The organism is Gallaecimonas sp. GXIMD4217 (assembly GCF_038087665.1).
In the GTDB taxonomy this organism is placed as follows: domain Bacteria; phylum Pseudomonadota; class Gammaproteobacteria; order Enterobacterales; family Gallaecimonadaceae; genus Gallaecimonas.
This window is the reverse complement of record NZ_CP149925.1, coordinates 292,337-308,641: the sequence shown is the minus strand read 5'-3', so window position 1 is coordinate 308,641 and position 16,305 is coordinate 292,337. Positions and strand designations below refer to the sequence as shown.

The following is a 16,305-nucleotide window of genomic DNA, read 5'->3' as shown; positions in this document are numbered from 1 at the left end:
CAAGGTAAAAGGGGGCCGTCTCGGCGTGCAGTAGACAATAAAAAAGCCCGGCAGTGCCGGGCTTTGACATAGAACAATAAGCGTGAAATTAACGCTTGGAGAACTGGGGACGACGACGGGCTTTGCGCAGACCCACTTTCTTACGCTCGACTTGACGAGCGTCGCGGGTAACGTAGCCGGCCTTGCGCAGATCACCGCGCAGGGACTCATCGTAGGCCATCAGGGCACGGGTGATACCGTGACGGATGGCACCGGCTTGACCGGAGATACCACCGCCAACGACGGTGATGTTCAGGTCCAGCTTGTCGGTCATTTCGACCAGTTCCAGGGGCTGACGAACCACCATGCGAGCGGTTTCACGACCGAAGTACTCTTCGATGGAACGCTTGTTGATGGTGATGTTGCCACTGCCCGGCTTGATGAAAACGCGGGCGGTAGAGCTCTTGCGGCGGCCAGTGCCGTAGTATTGATTGTCTGCCATAGCTGCTATTCCGTATTAAATGTCCAGAACCTGAGGTTGTTGCGCTGCGTGCTTGTGATCGCCGCCGGCGTAAACCTTCATCTTACGGAACATCGCACGACCCAGCGGGCCTTTCGGCAGCATGCCCTTGACCGCAGACTCGATGATGCGCTCGGGAGCGCGCTCTTGCAGCTTGGCGAAGTTCATGGACTTCAGGCCGCCCGGATAACCGGAGTGAGCGTGATACATCTTGTCTTGAGCTTTGTTACCGGTAACGGCGACCTTCTCGGCGTTGATAACGATGATGTAATCACCGGTGTCAACGTGAGGAGTGTATTCCGGCTTGTGCTTGCCGCGCAGACGACGAGCTACTTCAGTGGCCAGGCGACCCAGGGTCTTGCCTTCAGCGTCCACGACGTACCAGTCACGCTTTACGGTTTCTGGTTTTGCAGTGAAAGTTTTCATTAATCACCCAAATTCGAGATTGTTACATTCGAGGTGCGGCACCGCCACACCATGCACATAAACCCGGTCCAGTATCCCTTCGAATACCGACTCGGCTGCATTATCTTCCGCCTTATCGGCAGGATGTAACGTGGGGGCTGCGCGGATTATACGCACCTTGCCCGCAAAGATCACGTCCGATTTTCAACCATGCTCAGGGCTTGTGGGGCCGGGCCAGGTAATCGTGGGACTGCATCTCCTGGAGCCGGCTCAAACAGCGCTGGAATTCGAACTGCAGCCGCTCGCCGGCGTAGAGCTGTTCCATGCTCACCTCGGCGGCCATGATCAGCTTGACGCCGCGCTCGTAGAACTCGTCGACCATGGCGATGAAGCGCCGGGCCACGTCTTCCATGGCCGCGGTCATCTGCACCACGTCACAGACCAGCACCGAGTGGTAGACCCGGGCCAGCTCCATGTAGTCGGCCTGGCTGCGGGGGCCGTCGCAGAGCTGGCGGAAATCGATGAGCAGCACCCCCTCCGCCTCGCGCCGGGCCAGGATGTGGCGCCCTTCCACGGCCAGTTCCAGGTTCTCGCGCCTGGGCTCCACCGACAGCTTGTCGAAGTAGTCGTTGAGGTTGGCCAGGGCCCTGTCGTCCAGGGGATGGTGGTAGATCTCGGCCTGCTCCAGGGTGCGCAGGCGATAATCGATACCGGAGTCGACGTTGACCACCTCGCAGTTGGCCTTGATCAGGGCGATGGCCGGCAGGAAGCGGGCCCGCTGCAGGCCGTTCTTGTAGAGATCGTCCGGCACTATGTTGGAGGTGGCCACCAGCACCACGCCGCGGGCGAACAGGTACTGGAACAGGGTCCCCAGCAGCATGGCGTCGGTGATGTCGGAAACGAAAAACTCGTCGAAGCAGATGATGTCGGTCTCGCCGGCCAGCTTGTCGGCGATCTTCTCCAGGGGATCCACCTGGCCCTTGAGGCCCTTCAGCTCCTGGTGCACCCGGTGCATGAAGCGATGGAAGTGGCAGCGCAGCTTGCGTTCGGTGGGCAGGGCCTCGAAGAAAGTGTCCACCAGGTAGGTCTTGCCCCGGCCGACCCCGCCCCAGAAATAGAGGCCCTTGACCAGCTGTGGCTTCTGGCCGGTCAGGCGGCGCAGTATGGCGCCCAGGCCGGACGGCTTGGCCTGGTCGCGCTGGCAGAAATCCTCGTAGAGACGCTGCAGGTGCTTGACCGCGGCCTCCTGGGCCGCGTCGTGGAGGAAGTCGTCGCGCTGGAGGTCAGCCTGATAGCGCTGCCAGGGGGTGTTACCGCTCATCTCTATGCCCGAATCTTGAACCAGTGCCGAAAATCACGGCCGGCATGGTACCACGGCCACCTCGGCCCGGTGTATATTGAGGAAAACGGACAACCACAAGCGAGAGAACAGCATGTCCTATCTGAGCGTCTTGATTGCCCTGGTGTTGGGCATGGTCATCGGCCTGGTCATAGCCCGGGTCTTTGGCGGCCAGAAGCTGGGTGAAGATCAGCTCAAGCACGAGCTGGAACAGACCCGCCTGGAGCTGGAACAGTACAAGCAGGATGTGAACGATCACTTCGAGCAGACCGCCGAAATGCTCAAGCACCTGGCCAGGGACTACGACAAGCTCACCGCCCACCTTTCCCAGAGCGCCACCAGCCTGCTCAGCGTCGATGCCGACTTCATCAAGTTGGGTTCCAGCAACGACGAGGCCGAGGAAGCTCCCGAACTGCTCGAAAACGCCCCCCGCGACTACGCCAACGAGCGTCACGGTCTCATCAAGTAATTCAGGCACCGGAACTTTTTCCGGTGTCTTTCAGTCAGTTGATTAGCCTGGACTGATGTTTTTCTTGAAGGAGAGTCAGCGTAAATGAAATCCAAGTCTTTTTCTGTCGCCGCCCTCACCGCTGCCCTGCTGGGGTCCAGCCTGTTGTTCACTGCGCCCAATGCCAGCGCCGCCCTGCCCCTGGCCGTAGAGGGCCAGAAGCTGCCCAGCCTGGCCCCCATGCTGGAAAGGGTCACCCCGGCCGTGGTGAGCATCAGCGTCGCCGGCACCCATGTGCAGCGCCAGCGGGTGCCGGACGCCTTCCGTTTCTTCTTTGGTCCCAATGTTCCCCGGGAGCAGCTCAGGGAACAGCCCTTCCAGGGCCTGGGCTCGGGCGTCATCATCGACGCCCGTGAAGGCTACGTGGTCACCAACGCCCATGTGGTGGACGACGCCGACAAGATCGAAGTCACCCTGTCCGACGGCCGCACCTTCGAGGCCAAGAAGATAGGTGCCGATGAAGGGGCCGATATCGCCCTGCTGCAGATCGAGGCCAAGGATCTCACCGCCATCAGCAAGGCCGACTCCGACGAGGTCAGGGTCGGTGACTTCGCCGTGGCCATCGGCAATCCCCTGGGCCTGGGCCAGACCGTCACCTCCGGCATCGTTTCCGCCCTGGGCCGCAGCGGCCTGAACGTGGAGAATTTCGAGGACTTCATCCAGACCGACGCCGCCATCAACAGGGGCAACTCCGGCGGTGCCCTGGTCAACCTCAAGGGTGAACTGATCGGCATCAACACCGCCATCATAGGCCCCAACGGCGGCAACATCGGCATCGGCTTCGCCATCCCCGCCAACATGATGTCCAATCTGGTCGAGCAGATCATCGACCATGGCGAGGTGCGCCGCGGCTACTTGGGCATCACCGGCGACGTGCTCACCAGCGAACTGGCCGAAACCATGGGCTTCGACTCCAACCAGGGCGCCTTCGTGGCCCAGGTCATGGAAGATTCCGCCGCCGAGGCCGCCGGCATCAAGGCCGGCGACATCATCACCCACGTCAACGGCAAGCGTATCAAGAGCTTCCTGGAGCTAAGGGCCAAGGTCGCCACTCTGGGTGAAGGCGCCAAGTTGAAGATCGGCCTGTTCCGCGATGGCGACCAGGAGACGGTCACCGTCACCCTCAAGGGCCGTGCCGACGTGGCCCGGACCGCCGAAGGCCTGCACCCCAAGCTGGAAGGTGCGGTGCTGGAAAGCGCCAAGCGCCGTGAAGACGGTGCCGAAGGGGTCAAGGTGGTCAACGTGGCGCCCCGCTCCCCGGCGGCCATCAGCGGCCTGGAGGAAGGCGACATCATCCTGGCCGTGAACCGCAAGCGTGTCGAGGATCTCGGCGAGCTGGAAGACGTGCTGGACGACGCCGACGGCGTGCTGGCCCTGAACATCAAGCGCGGCCGCCACACCCTCTTCCTGGTGATCCGCTAACTGCCTATCCAGCTTGAAAAAGCGGGCCTCTGGCCCGCTTTTTTATGGCCGAAATTCCATGCTATGCTCGGGGCTTTCACCTGCTGGAGAGCCTCCTTGCCTGGCCTGCTGAAAGACACCCTCAAGGCCGTACTGTTCGGCCTGCTCATCGCCGCCCTGCTGCTGACGCTTTTTCCCGAGCTGCGCAGCCCGGCCCAACAGCGCCATAGCGTCTTTCGGGAAGAGGCCAACCTGCCGGCCCTGCTCAGTTTCTCCAATGCCGTGCGCCGCGCCGCCCCGGCCGTGGTCAATATCTACAGCCTGAGCATCCAGAGCGGCACCAACCTCTACAGTCGCCAGCCCAATGTGCGGCCGGAAGGCTTGGGCTCCGGGGTGATCATGACCCCCCAGGGCCATGTGCTCACCAACTACCATGTCATCGACGGCGCCGACCAGATAGTGGTGGCGCTCCAGGACGGCCGGGTGCTGTTTCCCGAGCTGATCGGCACCGATCCGGCCACCGATCTGGCGGTGCTGGCCATAGACGCCGAGAACCTGCCGGTGATCCCCCAGGACGCCAGCCTCCAACCCCAGGTGGGCGACGTGGTGCTGGCCATCGGCAATCCCTACAACATCGGCCAGACCATCACCCAGGGTATCGTCTCCGCCACCGGCCGGGCCGGCATGAGTTCCACCGGTTACCAGGACTTCCTGCAGACCGATGCCGCCATCAACGCCGGCAACTCCGGCGGCGCCCTGGTCAACTCCAACGGCGTGCTGGTGGGCATCAACACCGCCCTGTTCCACATCAACCAACGGGTGGAGGTGCCGGGCATTTCCTTCGCCATCCCCTATCAGCTGGCCGCCAAGGTGCTCAAGCAGCTGGTCACCCAGGGCCGGGTGATCCGCGGCTACCTGGGGGTCAGCTACCGCTTTGAGCGCAGTGCCGTCATCGTCGGTGACAGGGGCGTGGAGATCAGTGCCGTGGAGCCGGGCTCGCCGGCCCAGCAGGCCGGGATCCTGGTCGGGGATCTGCTGGTGGCCATCAACGGCGAGCGGGTCCGCAACGGCCAGCACGCCAAGGACGTCTTTGCCGAGACCAGGCCCGGCACCCGCATCACAGTGACGGTGATACGAAACCGGCAGCCTTTGCAGCTGCCGGTGATAGTGGGTGAGCTGCCGCCTAGGCTGCCCTAGCGCCGAACAGCTTGGGGGCGTTGACGTAGATGCTCGTGATAGTGGGTGAGCTGCCGCCTAGGCTGCCCTAGCTGATACGGCGAATGCTGCCGCCCAGGCGGGCGAACTTGTCTTCGATGCACTCATAGCCACGGTCGATGTGGTAGATGCGATCCACCACCGTCTCGCCCTCGGCGATCAGGCCGGCGATGACCAGGCTGGCGGAGGCGCGCAGATCGGTGGCCATGACCTGGGCCCCGGACAGACTTTCCACACCCTTGACGTGGGCGGTGTTGCCGTCCAGGTCGATTTCCGCACCCATGCGGTTCAGCTCCGGCACGTGCATGAAGCGGTTCTCGAAGATGGTTTCCTTGATGCGGGCGCTGCCCTCGGCCACGGCGTTGAGCAGGGTGAACTGGGCCTGCATGTCGGTGGGGAAGGCCGGATAGGGAGCCGTGGTGATGTCCACCGCCTTGGGCCTGCGCCCTTCCATGTCCAGCTTGATCCAATCCGGGCCCGTCTCGACCTTGGCACCGGCTTCCTCCAGCTTCACCAGCACCGCGTCCAGCAGCTTGGGATCGGTATCCTGGCAGGTGACGCTGCCACGGCTGACCGCCGCCGCCACCAGGAAGGTGCCGGTTTCGATGCGGTCCGGCTGTACCCGGTACTCGCCGCCATTAAGGCGCTCGACACCCTCGATGACCAGGGTGGAGGTGCCGGCCCCGCTGATCCTGGCGCCCAGGGCGTTGAGGAAGTTGGCCAGATCCACCACCTCGGGCTCGCGGGCGGCATTTTCGATGACGGTGCGCCCCTCGGCCAGCACGGCGGCGGCCATCAGGTTCTCGGTGCCGGTCACGGACACCATGTCCATGAGGATGTGGGCACCCTGCAGGCGACCGTCCTTGCGGGCCTTGATATAGCCGTGCTCGACGACGATCTCAGCGCCCATCAGCTCCAGGCCGTGGATGTGCAGGTTGACCGGTCGGGCACCAATGGCGCAGCCGCCGGGCAGGGACACTTCGGCCTTGCCGTGCTTGGCCAGCAGGGGGCCCAGGGCCAGGATGGAGGCCCGCATGGTCTTGACCAGCTCATAGGGGGCGACATGCTGGTCCACGGTAGTGGGATCCACCTCTATGGTCATGTTGTCGCCCAGGGTGATGCCGGCACCGAGCCGGCCCAGCAGGGCCATGGTGGTAGTGACATCGTTGAGATGGGGAATGTTCTTCAGCACCACGGGGCCGTCGGCCACCAGGGTTGCAAAGAGAATGGGCAGGGCAGCGTTCTTGGCGCCACTGATGGTGACGTCACCGTGCAGGGGCTGCCCCCCGGTGATCAGCAATTTATCCATGGGAAGTCCGCTTTAGCCGGGCATGACCAGCTTTTTGTCTCTGGCCCATTCGGCGGGCGTGTAGGCTTTGATGGTGATGGCGTGCAGGGTGCCGTCGGCGATTTGGTCGGTCAGGGGACCGAACACCAGCTGCTGGCGCTTGACCGGGCGCTGGCCATCGAAGACGGCGCCCACGGCGATGATGTTGAAATGGGAGCCGTCACTCTGGACGTAGACTTCCTCAAGCTCCAGTGCCTGCTTGAGCAGGGCTTCGATCTCTTGATTGTTCATAGTGCTCTATTCGGCAAAGGGGAGAATTTCCAGCAGATCGCCCAATTCTGCCAGCTTTCTGAGGCGCTGCGAAGCCCCGGCCAGGATCAGTCCGGGATTGTCCTCCCACAGCTGGACCAGCATGGCCAGGCCGGCGGTGTCCACCTGCTCGAGGTCGTCGAGGACCACCCTGTCGATGGTCCCGTACTGCCGCAGCCCCTGCCAGAGCTGGGGCACGGTATGGCGGGACAGCTCCCCCGCCAGGGTCAGCACCGGCGCCTGCCAGTGGATGTTCAGCTCGGCCATGTCAGGAGCTCTGCTCGCCGCCGGCCTTGGCTTCCTTCTTGAAGACGATGTCGCTGGCCGCCTTCTCGTTGAGCATGGTGATCACCGTCTCCACCCCTTTCTGGCGGATCAGGCCTTCCAGCTCGGCACGCTTGGAGGACAGCAGGCTGATACCCTCGGCCACCATGTCGTACACGCCCCACTGGCCGGTCTTGGAGTTGCGGCGGGCCTTGAAGGCGATCTCCACCTCGGGGGCCTTGGGATCCAGGATCAGCGCCTTGATGACGGCGATGTTGGAGTCACCGTTCTGGCCGCGGTTGGCGAACTTCACTTCCTGCTCGTCATAGAGGGTGAAGGCCTGAGCATAGGTGGTGACCAGGTAGCCCCTGAAGGCCACCACGAAGCGATCCCTGTCTTCCTTGGAGATGTTGCGGTAGTTCTTGCCCATCACCTTGTAGGCGGCGTACTTGTAGTCCACATAGGGCAGCAGCTCTTCCTCCACCACCAGCTTGAGCAGATTGGGGTTGGCGCGGATGTCGTTGCGGCTGGCCTTGAGGCGGGCAAAGGCGATCTGGGCCGCTTCCTCCACCATGGTGTAGGGGTTGCTGCGGTCGATCTTGCTGTCGGCCTGGGCCGGCAGTACCACGGTGACCAGGGCCAACAGAGCGATAAGGGTGCGTTTCAGCATGACGATGTCCTCTTAGTCGTTGGACTGGCCGAACAGGAACTGGCCAATCAGTTCCTCCAGCACCAGTGCCGACTTGGTGTCTTCAATGTAATCACCATCCTGCAGGATAGCGATTGACTCATCCATGAACCCGGGTTGCAGGCCGATGTACTGTTCCCCCAGCAGGCCGGAGGTCAGGATGGCCACCGACGAGGTCTCGGGGAAGGCGTTGTATTCCTGGCTGACCTGCAGGGCGACCACGGGGGTGAAGTCTTCGGGATCCAGGCGGATGCTTTCTACCCGACCGACCACGACGCCACCCACTTTCACCGGTGAACGCACCTTGAGGCCGCCGACATTGTCGAACTTGGCCAGCAGCCGATAGCTGTCACCGTCAGCACCCACGCTGCCGTTGGCCACGCGCAGGCTCAGGGCCAGCATGGCGGCGACACCCAGGGCGATGAACAGGCCCACCAGCAGTTCGATCCGACGATTCGCTTGCATACTTTAGTTTCCAAACATCAAAGCGGTGAGAATGAAATCCAGGCCCAGCACGGCCAGGGAGGAGTGCACCACCGTCTGGGTGGTGGCACGGCTTATTCCTTCCGAGTTGGGCACGGCATCATAGCCGTTGAAGACGGCGATCCAGGTCACCACGAAGGCGAACACCAGGCTCTTGATCAGGCCGTTGAGCAGATCGTCGCTGACGTCCACGGCCGCCTGCATCACCGACCAGAAGGTGCCCTCGTCCACGCCCAGCCAGTCGACCCCGACCAGCTTGCCGCCCCAGATGCCCACGGCACTGAAGATGGCCACCAGCAGGGGCATGGAGATGACGCCGGCCCAGAAGCGGGGGGCGATCACCCGGCGCAGCGGATCCACGGCCATCATCTCCAGGCTGGACAGCTGTTCGGTAGCCTTCATCAGGCCTATCTCGGCGGTCAGGGCCGAGCCGGCCCGGCCGGCGAACAGCAGCGCCGTCACCACAGGGCCCAACTCACGGAGTATGCTCAGCGCCACCATGGGCCCCAGCGAGGCCTCGGCGCCGTAGTCCACCAGTATGGTATAGCCCTGCAGGCCCATCACCATGCCGATAAAGAGGCCGGAGACCATGATGATCAGCAGCGACAGCACGCCGACCACATAGAGCTGCTTCACCAGCAGCGAAAAGCCGTTGCGCTGGGGCTTGCCGAAGATGGCCGACAGCAGCATCAGCAGGGCGCGGCCCAGGGAGCGGGTGCCCTCTATGGTGGTGGCGCCGAGGCGAACCAGAGCGTCCGTCATGCCCTGCCCTCCAAGTCGTGGCGGTATTCCCGGGCCGGGAAATGGAAGCGAACCGGGCCATCCGGCTCACCCTTGAGAAACTGCTGCAGCATGTCGGAATCGCTGTCCCTGAGCTGTTGCGGGGTGCCCTGGCCTATGACCTGCTTGTCGGCGACCACATAGACGTAGTCGGCGATGGACAGCACCTCCTCCACGTCGTGGGAGACCACCACGCTGGTCAGGCCAAGGGCGTCGTTGAGGCGGCGGATCAGCTTGACGATGACGCCCATGGAGATGGGATCCTGGCCGGCGAAAGGCTCGTCGAACATGATCAGGTCCGGGTCCAGGGCGATGGCCCTGGCCAGGGCGGCACGGCGGGCCATGCCACCGGACAGCTCGGACGGCATCAGATCCCGGGCCCCCCTCAGGCCCACCGCCTCCAGCTTCATCAGCACCACCTTGCGGATGATGTCCTCGCTGAGGTCGGTGTGCTCGCGCAGGGGGAAGGCCACGTTGTCGAACACCGTCATGTCGGTGAACAGGGCGCCGCTCTGGAACAGCATGCTCATGCGCTCGCGCACCTTGAACAGCTCGCCACGCTTGAGGCTGGGGATTTCCTGACCATCAAAGCGGATGCTGCCGCTGTCGGGCCTGAGCTGGCCGCCGATCAGGCGCAGCAGGGTGGTCTTGCCTATACCGCTGGGGCCCATGATGGCCGTCACCTTGCCGGTGGGGATGGCAAGGCTGATGTTGTCATAGATGACCCTGTCGCCACGGCGGAAGGTCATGTTCTCAATTTCAACCAGTGGCGCACCACTCATCATGTGCCGTCCTGAATGCTTCGGGATGGGCATTTTACGAAAGCCCGCTCCCATAAGACAATGCGAATAAATGCAACATATTATGTAGCCAGGCAGAATAATCGTCCTTTGCTGAATTTGATGTGAACTGGTCCCTGCCCTTGGTTCAGGGCGCGGCGCTGGTTACACTTGGCGCCTGGCATCCATTTTGACTCCGATCCATGCTACTGACCGTCCTTATCCTGTTGCTGAGTTTTGCCGTGGTGGTCTGGTCCGCAGACCGCTTTGTCTTTGGCGCCGCCGCCCTGGCCCGCAACCTTGGCATCTCCCCCCTGCTCATCGGTCTGACCATCGTAGCCATGGGTTCCTCGGCACCTGAGATGATGGTGGCCGCGGCCGCCTCCTGGAACGGCAACACCGACACCGCCGTCGGCAACGTGATCGGCTCCAACATCACCAACATCGCCCTGGTGCTGGGCCTGGTGGCCATCATCCGGCCCCTGTCCATCCACTCCGGCACCCTGCGCCGGGAGATGCCACTGCTGCTGCTGGTTACCCTGCTGGCCGGCTGGATCCTCTACGACGGCTTCCTGGGCCATATGGAAGGGGTATTGCTGGCGGTACTGTTCTTTGCCGTCATCGGCGGTATCGCCTGGTACACCCTCAAGAACGGCGACCCCAGCGATCCACTGGTGGAAGAAGAAGTGGAAGAGGTCCCGGAAGGGGTCAAGACACCTGTGGCCCTGTTCTGGCTGGTGCTGGGCATGGCGCTGCTGCCGCTGAGCTCCGACTACCTGGTGGGCGCGGCCATCGACATCGCCCATGCCCTGGGCGTTTCCGATCTGGTGATCGGCCTGACCATCATCGCCATCGGCACCAGCCTGCCTGAGCTGGCCGCCTCCGTGGCCGGTGTCATGAAGAAGGCCGATGACCTGGCCCTGGGCAACATCATCGGCTCCAACCTGTTCAACATACTGGCGGTCATGGCCCTGCCCGGCCTGATCCTGCCCTCCCAGCTGGATCCGGCCGTCATGGCCCGCGACTATCCCTGGATGCTGGCCATCACCCTGGCGCTGCTGGTCCTGGCCTACAAGCCCAAGTCCGGCGGGGTGCGCAGCATCGGCCGGCTCGCCGGCGTCGGCCTGCTGCTGGCCTTTGTCGTCTATCAATTCACGCTTTTTTATAATCAGGCCGGTTAAGGAAGGAATAGCCACAGATGTCCAAGCCGTCTTTCATCCAGTGGGGCCGCGAGGTCCTGGATATCGAGAAAAAGGCCATCGAAGGCCTCCATGATCACCTCAACGGCCAGTTCGAGGCGGCCTGCCAGCTGCTGTTCGACTGCCAGGGCAAGGTCATCGTCTCCGGCATGGGCAAGTCCGGCCACATCGGCCGCAAGATCGCCGCCACCCTGGCCTCCACCGGCACCTCCGCCTTCTTCGTCCACCCCGGCGAAGCCAGCCACGGCGACCTGGGCATGATCCGCGAAAGCGACGTGGTGCTGGCCATCTCCAATTCCGGCGAGACCCATGAGCTGCTGACCCTGCTGCCGGTGTTCAAGCGCCTGGGCATCAAGCTGGTGGCCATGACCGGCAACCCGGACTCCAGCCTGGCCCGCTTCGCCGACGTGCACCTGTGCATCGCCGTCGAACAGGAGGCCTGCCCCCTGAACCTGGCGCCCACCGCCTCCACCACCGCCACCCTGGCCATGGGCGACGCTCTGGCGGTGGCCCTGCTCAACGCCAGGGACTTCACCGCCGACGACTTCGCCCTGTCCCACCCGGGCGGCAGCCTGGGCAAGCGCCTGCTGCTGAAGATAGAGGACCTGATGCACGGCGGCGACGCCCTGCCGGTGGTTCCCCGTGGCGTCGGCCTCAAGGAGGCGCTGCTGGAGATGACCCGCAAGGGCCTGGGCATGACCGCCGTGGTCGACGACGCCGGCACCCTGGTGGGCGTCTTTACCGACGGCGACCTGCGCCGGGTCCTGGACATGGAAAGGGACATCCACCAGACCCACATCGACGAGGTCATGACCCAGGGCCCCATCACCATCAAGGCCGACATCCTCGCCGCCGAGGCCCTGCACCTGATGGAGGAGCGCAAGATAGGCGGCCTCCTGGTCGTCGATGACAACAACGCCCCCATAGGGGCCCTGAACTTCCAGGATCTGCTCAAGGCGGGGGTCTACTGATGCGGGAAATGCTCTACGGCCCCATGGACGACGCCCTGGTCGCCCGCTTCGCGGGCATCAGGCTGCTGGTCTGCGACGTCGACGGCGTCTTCTCCGACGGCCGCATCTACCTGGGTAACGACGGCGAGGAGCTCAAGGCCTTCCACACCCGTGACGGTTTCGGCGTCAAGGCCCTGCGCGCCGTCGGCATCGAAGTGGCGGTGATCACCGGCCGCAACTCCCAGATCGTGGCGGACCGCTTCGCCCAGCTGGGCGTGCCCCACGTCTACCAGGGCCAGCACGACAAGCGCTGCGCCTTCCTGGAGCTGCTTGACAAGCTGGGCCTCAAGGAAAGCCAGAGCGCCTACCTAGGTGACGACATTCCCGACTTGCAGCTGATCCGGCTGGCCGGCCTGGGCCTGGCGGTCAGCGATGCCCATCCCCTGGTGAGCCAGGCCGCCGATTACGTCACCCGCCTGCCCGGCGGCTTCGGCGCGGTGCGCGAGGTCTGCGATCTGCTGCTGCAGAGCCAGGGCCACAGCCTGACCCCGGATGGAGCCAGCCTGTGAGCCGCGCCACCTTCTTCATCATACTGCTGTTCGGCGCCGCCCTGCTGCTGGCCTTCTGGCCCGGCAAGGACAAGGACGGCGGCAGGGCGGTGCCGACGGTGGAGGATCTCCAGCCGGACGGCATCGCCCAGGATCTGGTGGTCAGCCAGTACGACGACCAGGGCCGGCTGGCGAACCGGGTCAAGGCCACCACCATGGTCCACTATGGCCAGCTGGAAGAAACCTTCCTGGAAGAGCCCGAGTACGAGCTCTTCGACGAGGGGGCCACCAGCCCCTGGCGGATCCAGGCCCGCAAGGGTAAGGTGAGCCAAAACCGCCTGGTGACCCTGGAAGACGATGTTATTATCTCCAGCCAGGATCCGAACCAGCAGATCCAGCGCATCGAAACGGGCCTCCTGCAGATGGATCTGGACGCCAAGACCCTCAGCAGCGACGACTGGGTCACCATCTCCGGCCCCCGTTTCGTGATGCGCGGCAAGGGCATGACCGCCGAACTGAATGGCCAGAAGGTTCGCCTTCTCGATCAGGTAACTGCAACCTATGAATAAGACTTTCCAATACCTCGCCCTCTTCGCTTCCCTGCTGGGCCCGATGCTGGCCCAGGCCGGCGAGGATGATTTCAGGCAAAAGATCGCCGTCAATGCCCAGAACTGGGACGCCGACGGCAAGCGCCAGCGTCTGATCTACCGGGGCAAGGTGGACATCCGCCAGGGCAGCCTGCATATCCAGGCCGACAGCGCCGAGGTCATCAACCGGGAAGACACCAAGATCTTCATTACCAAGGGCCAGCCCGCCCGCTTCCAGCAGCGACTGGACAGCGGCGAACTGGTCAGGGCCCAGGCCAACACCATCACCTATGACAACCAGAAGCGGCTGCTGGTGATGGAGGGCGACGCCCAGATCGAGCAGCAGGGCAGCCTGGCCAAGGGCGACAGGATCCAGTACGACCTCAATGCCCAGCGGCTGATCGCCGAGGCCAAGGGCGAAGACGCCAGGGTCACCACCATCTTCGACCCGGCGCCGCAGCCCGAACAGCCGGAGCCGGAACAAGAGCAACAAGAGCCGGAGCAGGAAGAACAGGAGGGCGGCAACTGATGGCCACCCTCCATGCCGAGCACCTGGCCAAGAGCTACAAGCGCCGCCAGGTGGTCAAGGACGTCAGCCTCAAGGTCGAAACCGGTCAGATCGTCGGTCTGCTGGGCCCCAACGGCGCCGGCAAGACCACCACCTTCTACATGGTGGTGGGCCTGGTGCTGGCCGACAAGGGCGCCATCCGCATCGACGACAGGGATCTCAGCCTGGCCCCCATGCACGAGCGGGCGCGGGCCGGCATCGGCTACCTGCCCCAGGAAGCCTCCATCTTCCGCAAGCTCAGCGTCTACGACAACATCATGGCGGTGCTGCAGACCCGCAAGGATCTGGACAAGGCCGGCCGGGAAGACGCCCTGGAGGCCCTGCTCGACGAATTCCACGTCACCCACCTGCGCGACAGCCTGGGGGCCGCCCTGTCCGGCGGCGAACGGCGCCGGGTGGAGATCGCCCGGGCCCTGGCCGCCAACCCGGATTTCATCCTGCTGGACGAGCCCTTTGCCGGCGTGGACCCCATCTCGGTGATCGACATCAAGAAGATCATCGAGCACCTGCGCGATCGTGGCCTCGGGGTGCTGATCACCGACCACAACGTGCGGGAAACCCTGTCGGTGTGCGAGCACGCCTATATCGTCAGCCACGGCGAGCTGATCGCCAGCGGCGATCCCAAGTCCGTGCTTGACAACCAGCAGGTCCGGGACGTCTATTTGGGTGACCAGTTCCAGCTATAGTCAATAAGAGGTGGCACCGAGAAGCCACCCTGGAGGAAAGCGCACAGCGTGATGAAGCCAACACTGCAACTGCGCGTCGGGCAGCAACTGACCATGACCCCCCAGCTGCAACAGGCCATTCGCCTGCTGCAGCTGTCGTCCCTGGAGTTGCAGCAGGAGATCCAGGAAGCCCTGGACAGCAACCCCCTGCTGGAAGAGCACCAGGATGAGGAACAGGACACCGCCAGGGACAGCGCAGAGGCCTCCCACAGCGAGGCCGATGGCCAGGAAAAGGACAGCGCCGAGGCCATGAACGACCAGGCGCTCAAGGACGACCTGCCCGTGGACACCACCTGGGATGAGGTCTATTCCGCCGGCGTTTCCGGCTCGGCCGGACCGGCCGACGACGACAACCTCTACCAGGGCGAGACCAGCGACAGCATCCAGGACCACCTGCTCTGGCAGATGCGCCTGACCCCCTTCAGCGACACCGATCTGGCCATCGCCACCGCCATCATCGACGCCATAGACGAGGCCGGTTACCTGCGCCAGAGTTGCGAGGAGATCCTCGACAGCCTGTCCATAGACGATGTGTCCCTGGAAGAGGTCGAGGCCGTCCTCAAACGCATCCAGCACTTCGATCCCATCGGCGTCGCCGCCCGCGACCTCAAGGAGTGCCTGCTGATCCAGCTGGGCCAGTTCACCGCCGAGACGCCCTGGCTCAGGGAGGCCAGGTGCCTGGTCAGCGACCATATCGATCTGCTGGGCAACAGGGACTACCGCACCCTGATGCGCCAGACCAAGCTCAAGGAAGAAGGGCTGCGCGAGGCGCTGCGGCTGATCCAGAGCCTCAATCCCAGGCCGGGCCACAGCATCCAGCAGGAAGAGGCCCAGTACGTGATACCGGACGTGACCGTGGCCAAGAAGGCCGGACGCTGGACGGTGGAACTCAACCCGGACAGCCTGCCCAAGGTGCGCATCAACGAACAGTATGCGGCCATGAGCCGGCAGGCCCGCAACCAGTCCGACAGCCAGTTCATCCGCTCCCATCTCCAGGAGGCCAAGTGGTTCCTGAAGAGCCTGGAGAGCCGCAACGAGACACTGTTGAAAGTGGCCCGTTGCATAGTACAGTTCCAGCAGGGCTTCTTCGAATACGGGGATGAGGCCATGAAACCCATGGTCCTCAACGACATCGCCGAAGCCGTGGATATGCACGAGTCGACCATCTCCAGGGTGACCACACAGAAGTACATGCACACCCCCAGGGGGATCTTCGAACTCAAGTACTTCTTCTCAAGCCATGTCAGCACCGAAGACGGCGGCGAATGTTCCTCGACGGCCATTCGCGCCTTCATCAAGAAGCTGGTGGCGGCGGAGAATCCAGCCAAGCCATTGAGCGACAGCAAGATGGCCGAGTTGCTGGCCCAGCAGGGCATCAAGGTGGCCAGGCGCACCATCGCCAAGTACCGCGAGGCCATGGCCATCCCGCCCTCCAACCAACGCAAGAGTCTCTTATAGGCTCAAGCCAAGAAGGACGACGCTATGCAAATCAACCTGACAGGTCACCATATCGAGATCACGGACCCCATCCGCGACTACGTCAACGACAAGTTTGCCAAACTGGAACGGCACTTCGATCACATCAGCAACGTGCACGTCATCCTCAATGTGGAAAAACTCAGGCAGATCGCCGAAGCCAAGCTGAATGTCAGCGGCGGCGAGATCTTTGCCAACGCCGAACACCAGGACATGTATGCCGCCATCGACGGCCTGATCGACAAGCTCGACAGGCAGATCATCAAGCACAAAGAAAAGATGAAGCAGTTCTAA

21 protein-coding genes are annotated in these 16,305 nt (G+C 63.3%); 11 read left to right on the top strand and 10 right to left on the bottom strand.

Annotated features, from left to right (window positions below; genetic code table 11):
* Positions 1–88: 88 nt before the first annotated feature.
* The 3 genes from rpsI to zapE all read right to left on the bottom strand — a co-directional run bounded on the left by rpsI (position 89) and on the right by zapE (position 2,225).
* Entirely contained in the window at positions 89–481 is a 393-nt protein-coding gene (gene rpsI, locus WDB71_RS01580; RefSeq protein WP_341502902.1) for a 30S ribosomal protein S9, read from the bottom strand.
* 15 nt (positions 482–496) lie between these two features.
* Positions 497–925 carry a 50S ribosomal protein L13 gene (gene rplM / locus WDB71_RS01575; RefSeq protein ID WP_341502901.1) on the bottom strand — a complete coding sequence of 143 codons (429 nt, stop codon included), beginning with the start codon at positions 923–925 and terminating at the stop codon, positions 497–499.
* Between the two features lie 193 nt (positions 926–1,118).
* Entirely contained in the window at positions 1,119–2,225 is a 1,107-nt protein-coding gene (zapE, locus tag WDB71_RS01570; RefSeq protein ID WP_341502900.1) for a cell division protein ZapE, read from the bottom strand.
* A 112-nt stretch (positions 2,226–2,337) separates the two neighbouring features.
* Here zapE and WDB71_RS01565 point away from each other — a divergent pair, with 112 nt between their 5' ends.
* From WDB71_RS01565 to degS, 3 genes are all read left to right on the top strand, one after another.
* Entirely contained in the window at positions 2,338–2,712 is a 375-nt protein-coding gene (locus tag WDB71_RS01565) for a DUF1043 family protein (protein ID WP_341502899.1), read from the top strand.
* A gap of 84 nt (positions 2,713–2,796) precedes the next feature.
* Complete coding sequence (locus WDB71_RS01560; RefSeq protein WP_341502898.1) at positions 2,797–4,173, top strand: Do family serine endopeptidase; 1,377 nt, start codon at positions 2,797–2,799, stop codon at positions 4,171–4,173.
* A 96-nt stretch (positions 4,174–4,269) separates the two neighbouring features.
* Positions 4,270–5,349: an outer membrane-stress sensor serine endopeptidase DegS gene (gene degS, locus WDB71_RS01555; protein ID WP_341502897.1), complete on the top strand. Its 1,080-nt coding sequence runs from the start codon at positions 4,270–4,272 to the stop codon at positions 5,347–5,349.
* Positions 5,350–5,416: 67 nt separating this feature from the next.
* Here degS and murA read toward each other — a convergent pair whose 3' ends face one another.
* From murA to mlaF, 7 genes are read right to left on the bottom strand one after another with little or no spacing between them, the layout of a single operon-like run.
* Entirely contained in the window at positions 5,417–6,676 is a 1,260-nt protein-coding gene (murA, locus tag WDB71_RS01550) for a UDP-N-acetylglucosamine 1-carboxyvinyltransferase (protein WP_341502896.1), read from the bottom strand.
* A gap of 12 nt (positions 6,677–6,688) precedes the next feature.
* On the bottom strand, positions 6,689–6,946 hold the full coding sequence (locus WDB71_RS01545) for a BolA family protein (protein ID WP_341502895.1): 258 nt from the start codon (positions 6,944–6,946) through the stop codon (positions 6,689–6,691).
* 6 nt (positions 6,947–6,952) lie between these two features.
* Positions 6,953–7,231 (bottom strand): STAS domain-containing protein, encoded by a 279-nt coding sequence (locus WDB71_RS01540; RefSeq protein WP_341502894.1) that lies wholly within the window; start codon positions 7,229–7,231, stop codon positions 6,953–6,955.
* Between the two features lies 1 nt (position 7,232).
* Positions 7,233–7,898 carry an ABC transporter substrate-binding protein gene (locus WDB71_RS01535; RefSeq protein ID WP_341502893.1) on the bottom strand — a complete coding sequence of 222 codons (666 nt, stop codon included), beginning with the start codon at positions 7,896–7,898 and terminating at the stop codon, positions 7,233–7,235.
* Positions 7,899–7,910: 12 nt separating this feature from the next.
* The gene (gene mlaD / locus WDB71_RS01530; protein ID WP_341502892.1) at positions 7,911–8,381 is read right to left on the bottom strand and encodes an outer membrane lipid asymmetry maintenance protein MlaD; all 471 of its coding nucleotides are present in this window, start codon (positions 8,379–8,381) and stop codon (positions 7,911–7,913) included.
* A 3-nt stretch (positions 8,382–8,384) separates the two neighbouring features.
* Complete coding sequence (mlaE, locus tag WDB71_RS01525) at positions 8,385–9,161, bottom strand: lipid asymmetry maintenance ABC transporter permease subunit MlaE (RefSeq protein WP_341502891.1); 777 nt, start codon at positions 9,159–9,161, stop codon at positions 8,385–8,387.
* Positions 9,158–9,961 (bottom strand): phospholipid ABC transporter ATP-binding protein MlaF, encoded by an 804-nt coding sequence (gene mlaF, locus WDB71_RS01520; RefSeq protein WP_341502890.1) that lies wholly within the window; start codon positions 9,959–9,961, stop codon positions 9,158–9,160. The genes mlaE and mlaF overlap by 4 nt, the downstream gene beginning before the upstream one ends.
* A 200-nt stretch (positions 9,962–10,161) precedes the next feature.
* Here mlaF and WDB71_RS01515 point away from each other — a divergent pair, with 200 nt between their 5' ends.
* Genes WDB71_RS01515 through hpf form a run of 8 tightly spaced genes read left to right on the top strand, consistent with a single transcriptional unit; the run spans position 10,162 to position 16,305 of the window.
* Entirely contained in the window at positions 10,162–11,139 is a 978-nt protein-coding gene (locus tag WDB71_RS01515; protein ID WP_341502889.1) for a calcium/sodium antiporter, read from the top strand.
* Between the two features lie 17 nt (positions 11,140–11,156).
* Entirely contained in the window at positions 11,157–12,128 is a 972-nt protein-coding gene (locus WDB71_RS01510; RefSeq protein WP_341502888.1) for a KpsF/GutQ family sugar-phosphate isomerase, read from the top strand.
* The gene (gene kdsC, locus WDB71_RS01505; protein ID WP_341502887.1) at positions 12,128–12,676 is read left to right on the top strand and encodes a 3-deoxy-manno-octulosonate-8-phosphatase KdsC; all 549 of its coding nucleotides are present in this window, start codon (positions 12,128–12,130) and stop codon (positions 12,674–12,676) included. Before WDB71_RS01510 ends, kdsC begins: the two co-directional genes overlap by 1 nt.
* The gene (lptC, locus tag WDB71_RS01500) at positions 12,673–13,224 is read left to right on the top strand and encodes an LPS export ABC transporter periplasmic protein LptC (RefSeq protein ID WP_341502886.1); all 552 of its coding nucleotides are present in this window, start codon (positions 12,673–12,675) and stop codon (positions 13,222–13,224) included. The genes kdsC and lptC overlap by 4 nt, the downstream gene beginning before the upstream one ends.
* Positions 13,217–13,771 (top strand): lipopolysaccharide transport periplasmic protein LptA, encoded by a 555-nt coding sequence (lptA, locus tag WDB71_RS01495; RefSeq protein WP_341502885.1) that lies wholly within the window; start codon positions 13,217–13,219, stop codon positions 13,769–13,771. Before lptC ends, lptA begins: the two co-directional genes overlap by 8 nt.
* Complete coding sequence (gene lptB, locus WDB71_RS01490) at positions 13,771–14,496, top strand: LPS export ABC transporter ATP-binding protein (protein WP_341502884.1); 726 nt, start codon at positions 13,771–13,773, stop codon at positions 14,494–14,496. The genes lptA and lptB overlap by 1 nt, the downstream gene beginning before the upstream one ends.
* Before the next feature lie 51 nt (positions 14,497–14,547).
* A complete protein-coding gene (locus tag WDB71_RS01485; RefSeq protein ID WP_341502883.1) occupies positions 14,548–15,993 on the top strand; it encodes an RNA polymerase factor sigma-54 in 1,446 nt (481 codons plus the stop codon).
* Between the two features lie 24 nt (positions 15,994–16,017).
* Positions 16,018–16,305 (top strand): ribosome hibernation promoting factor, encoded by a 288-nt coding sequence (hpf, locus tag WDB71_RS01480; RefSeq protein ID WP_341502882.1) that lies wholly within the window; start codon positions 16,018–16,020, stop codon positions 16,303–16,305.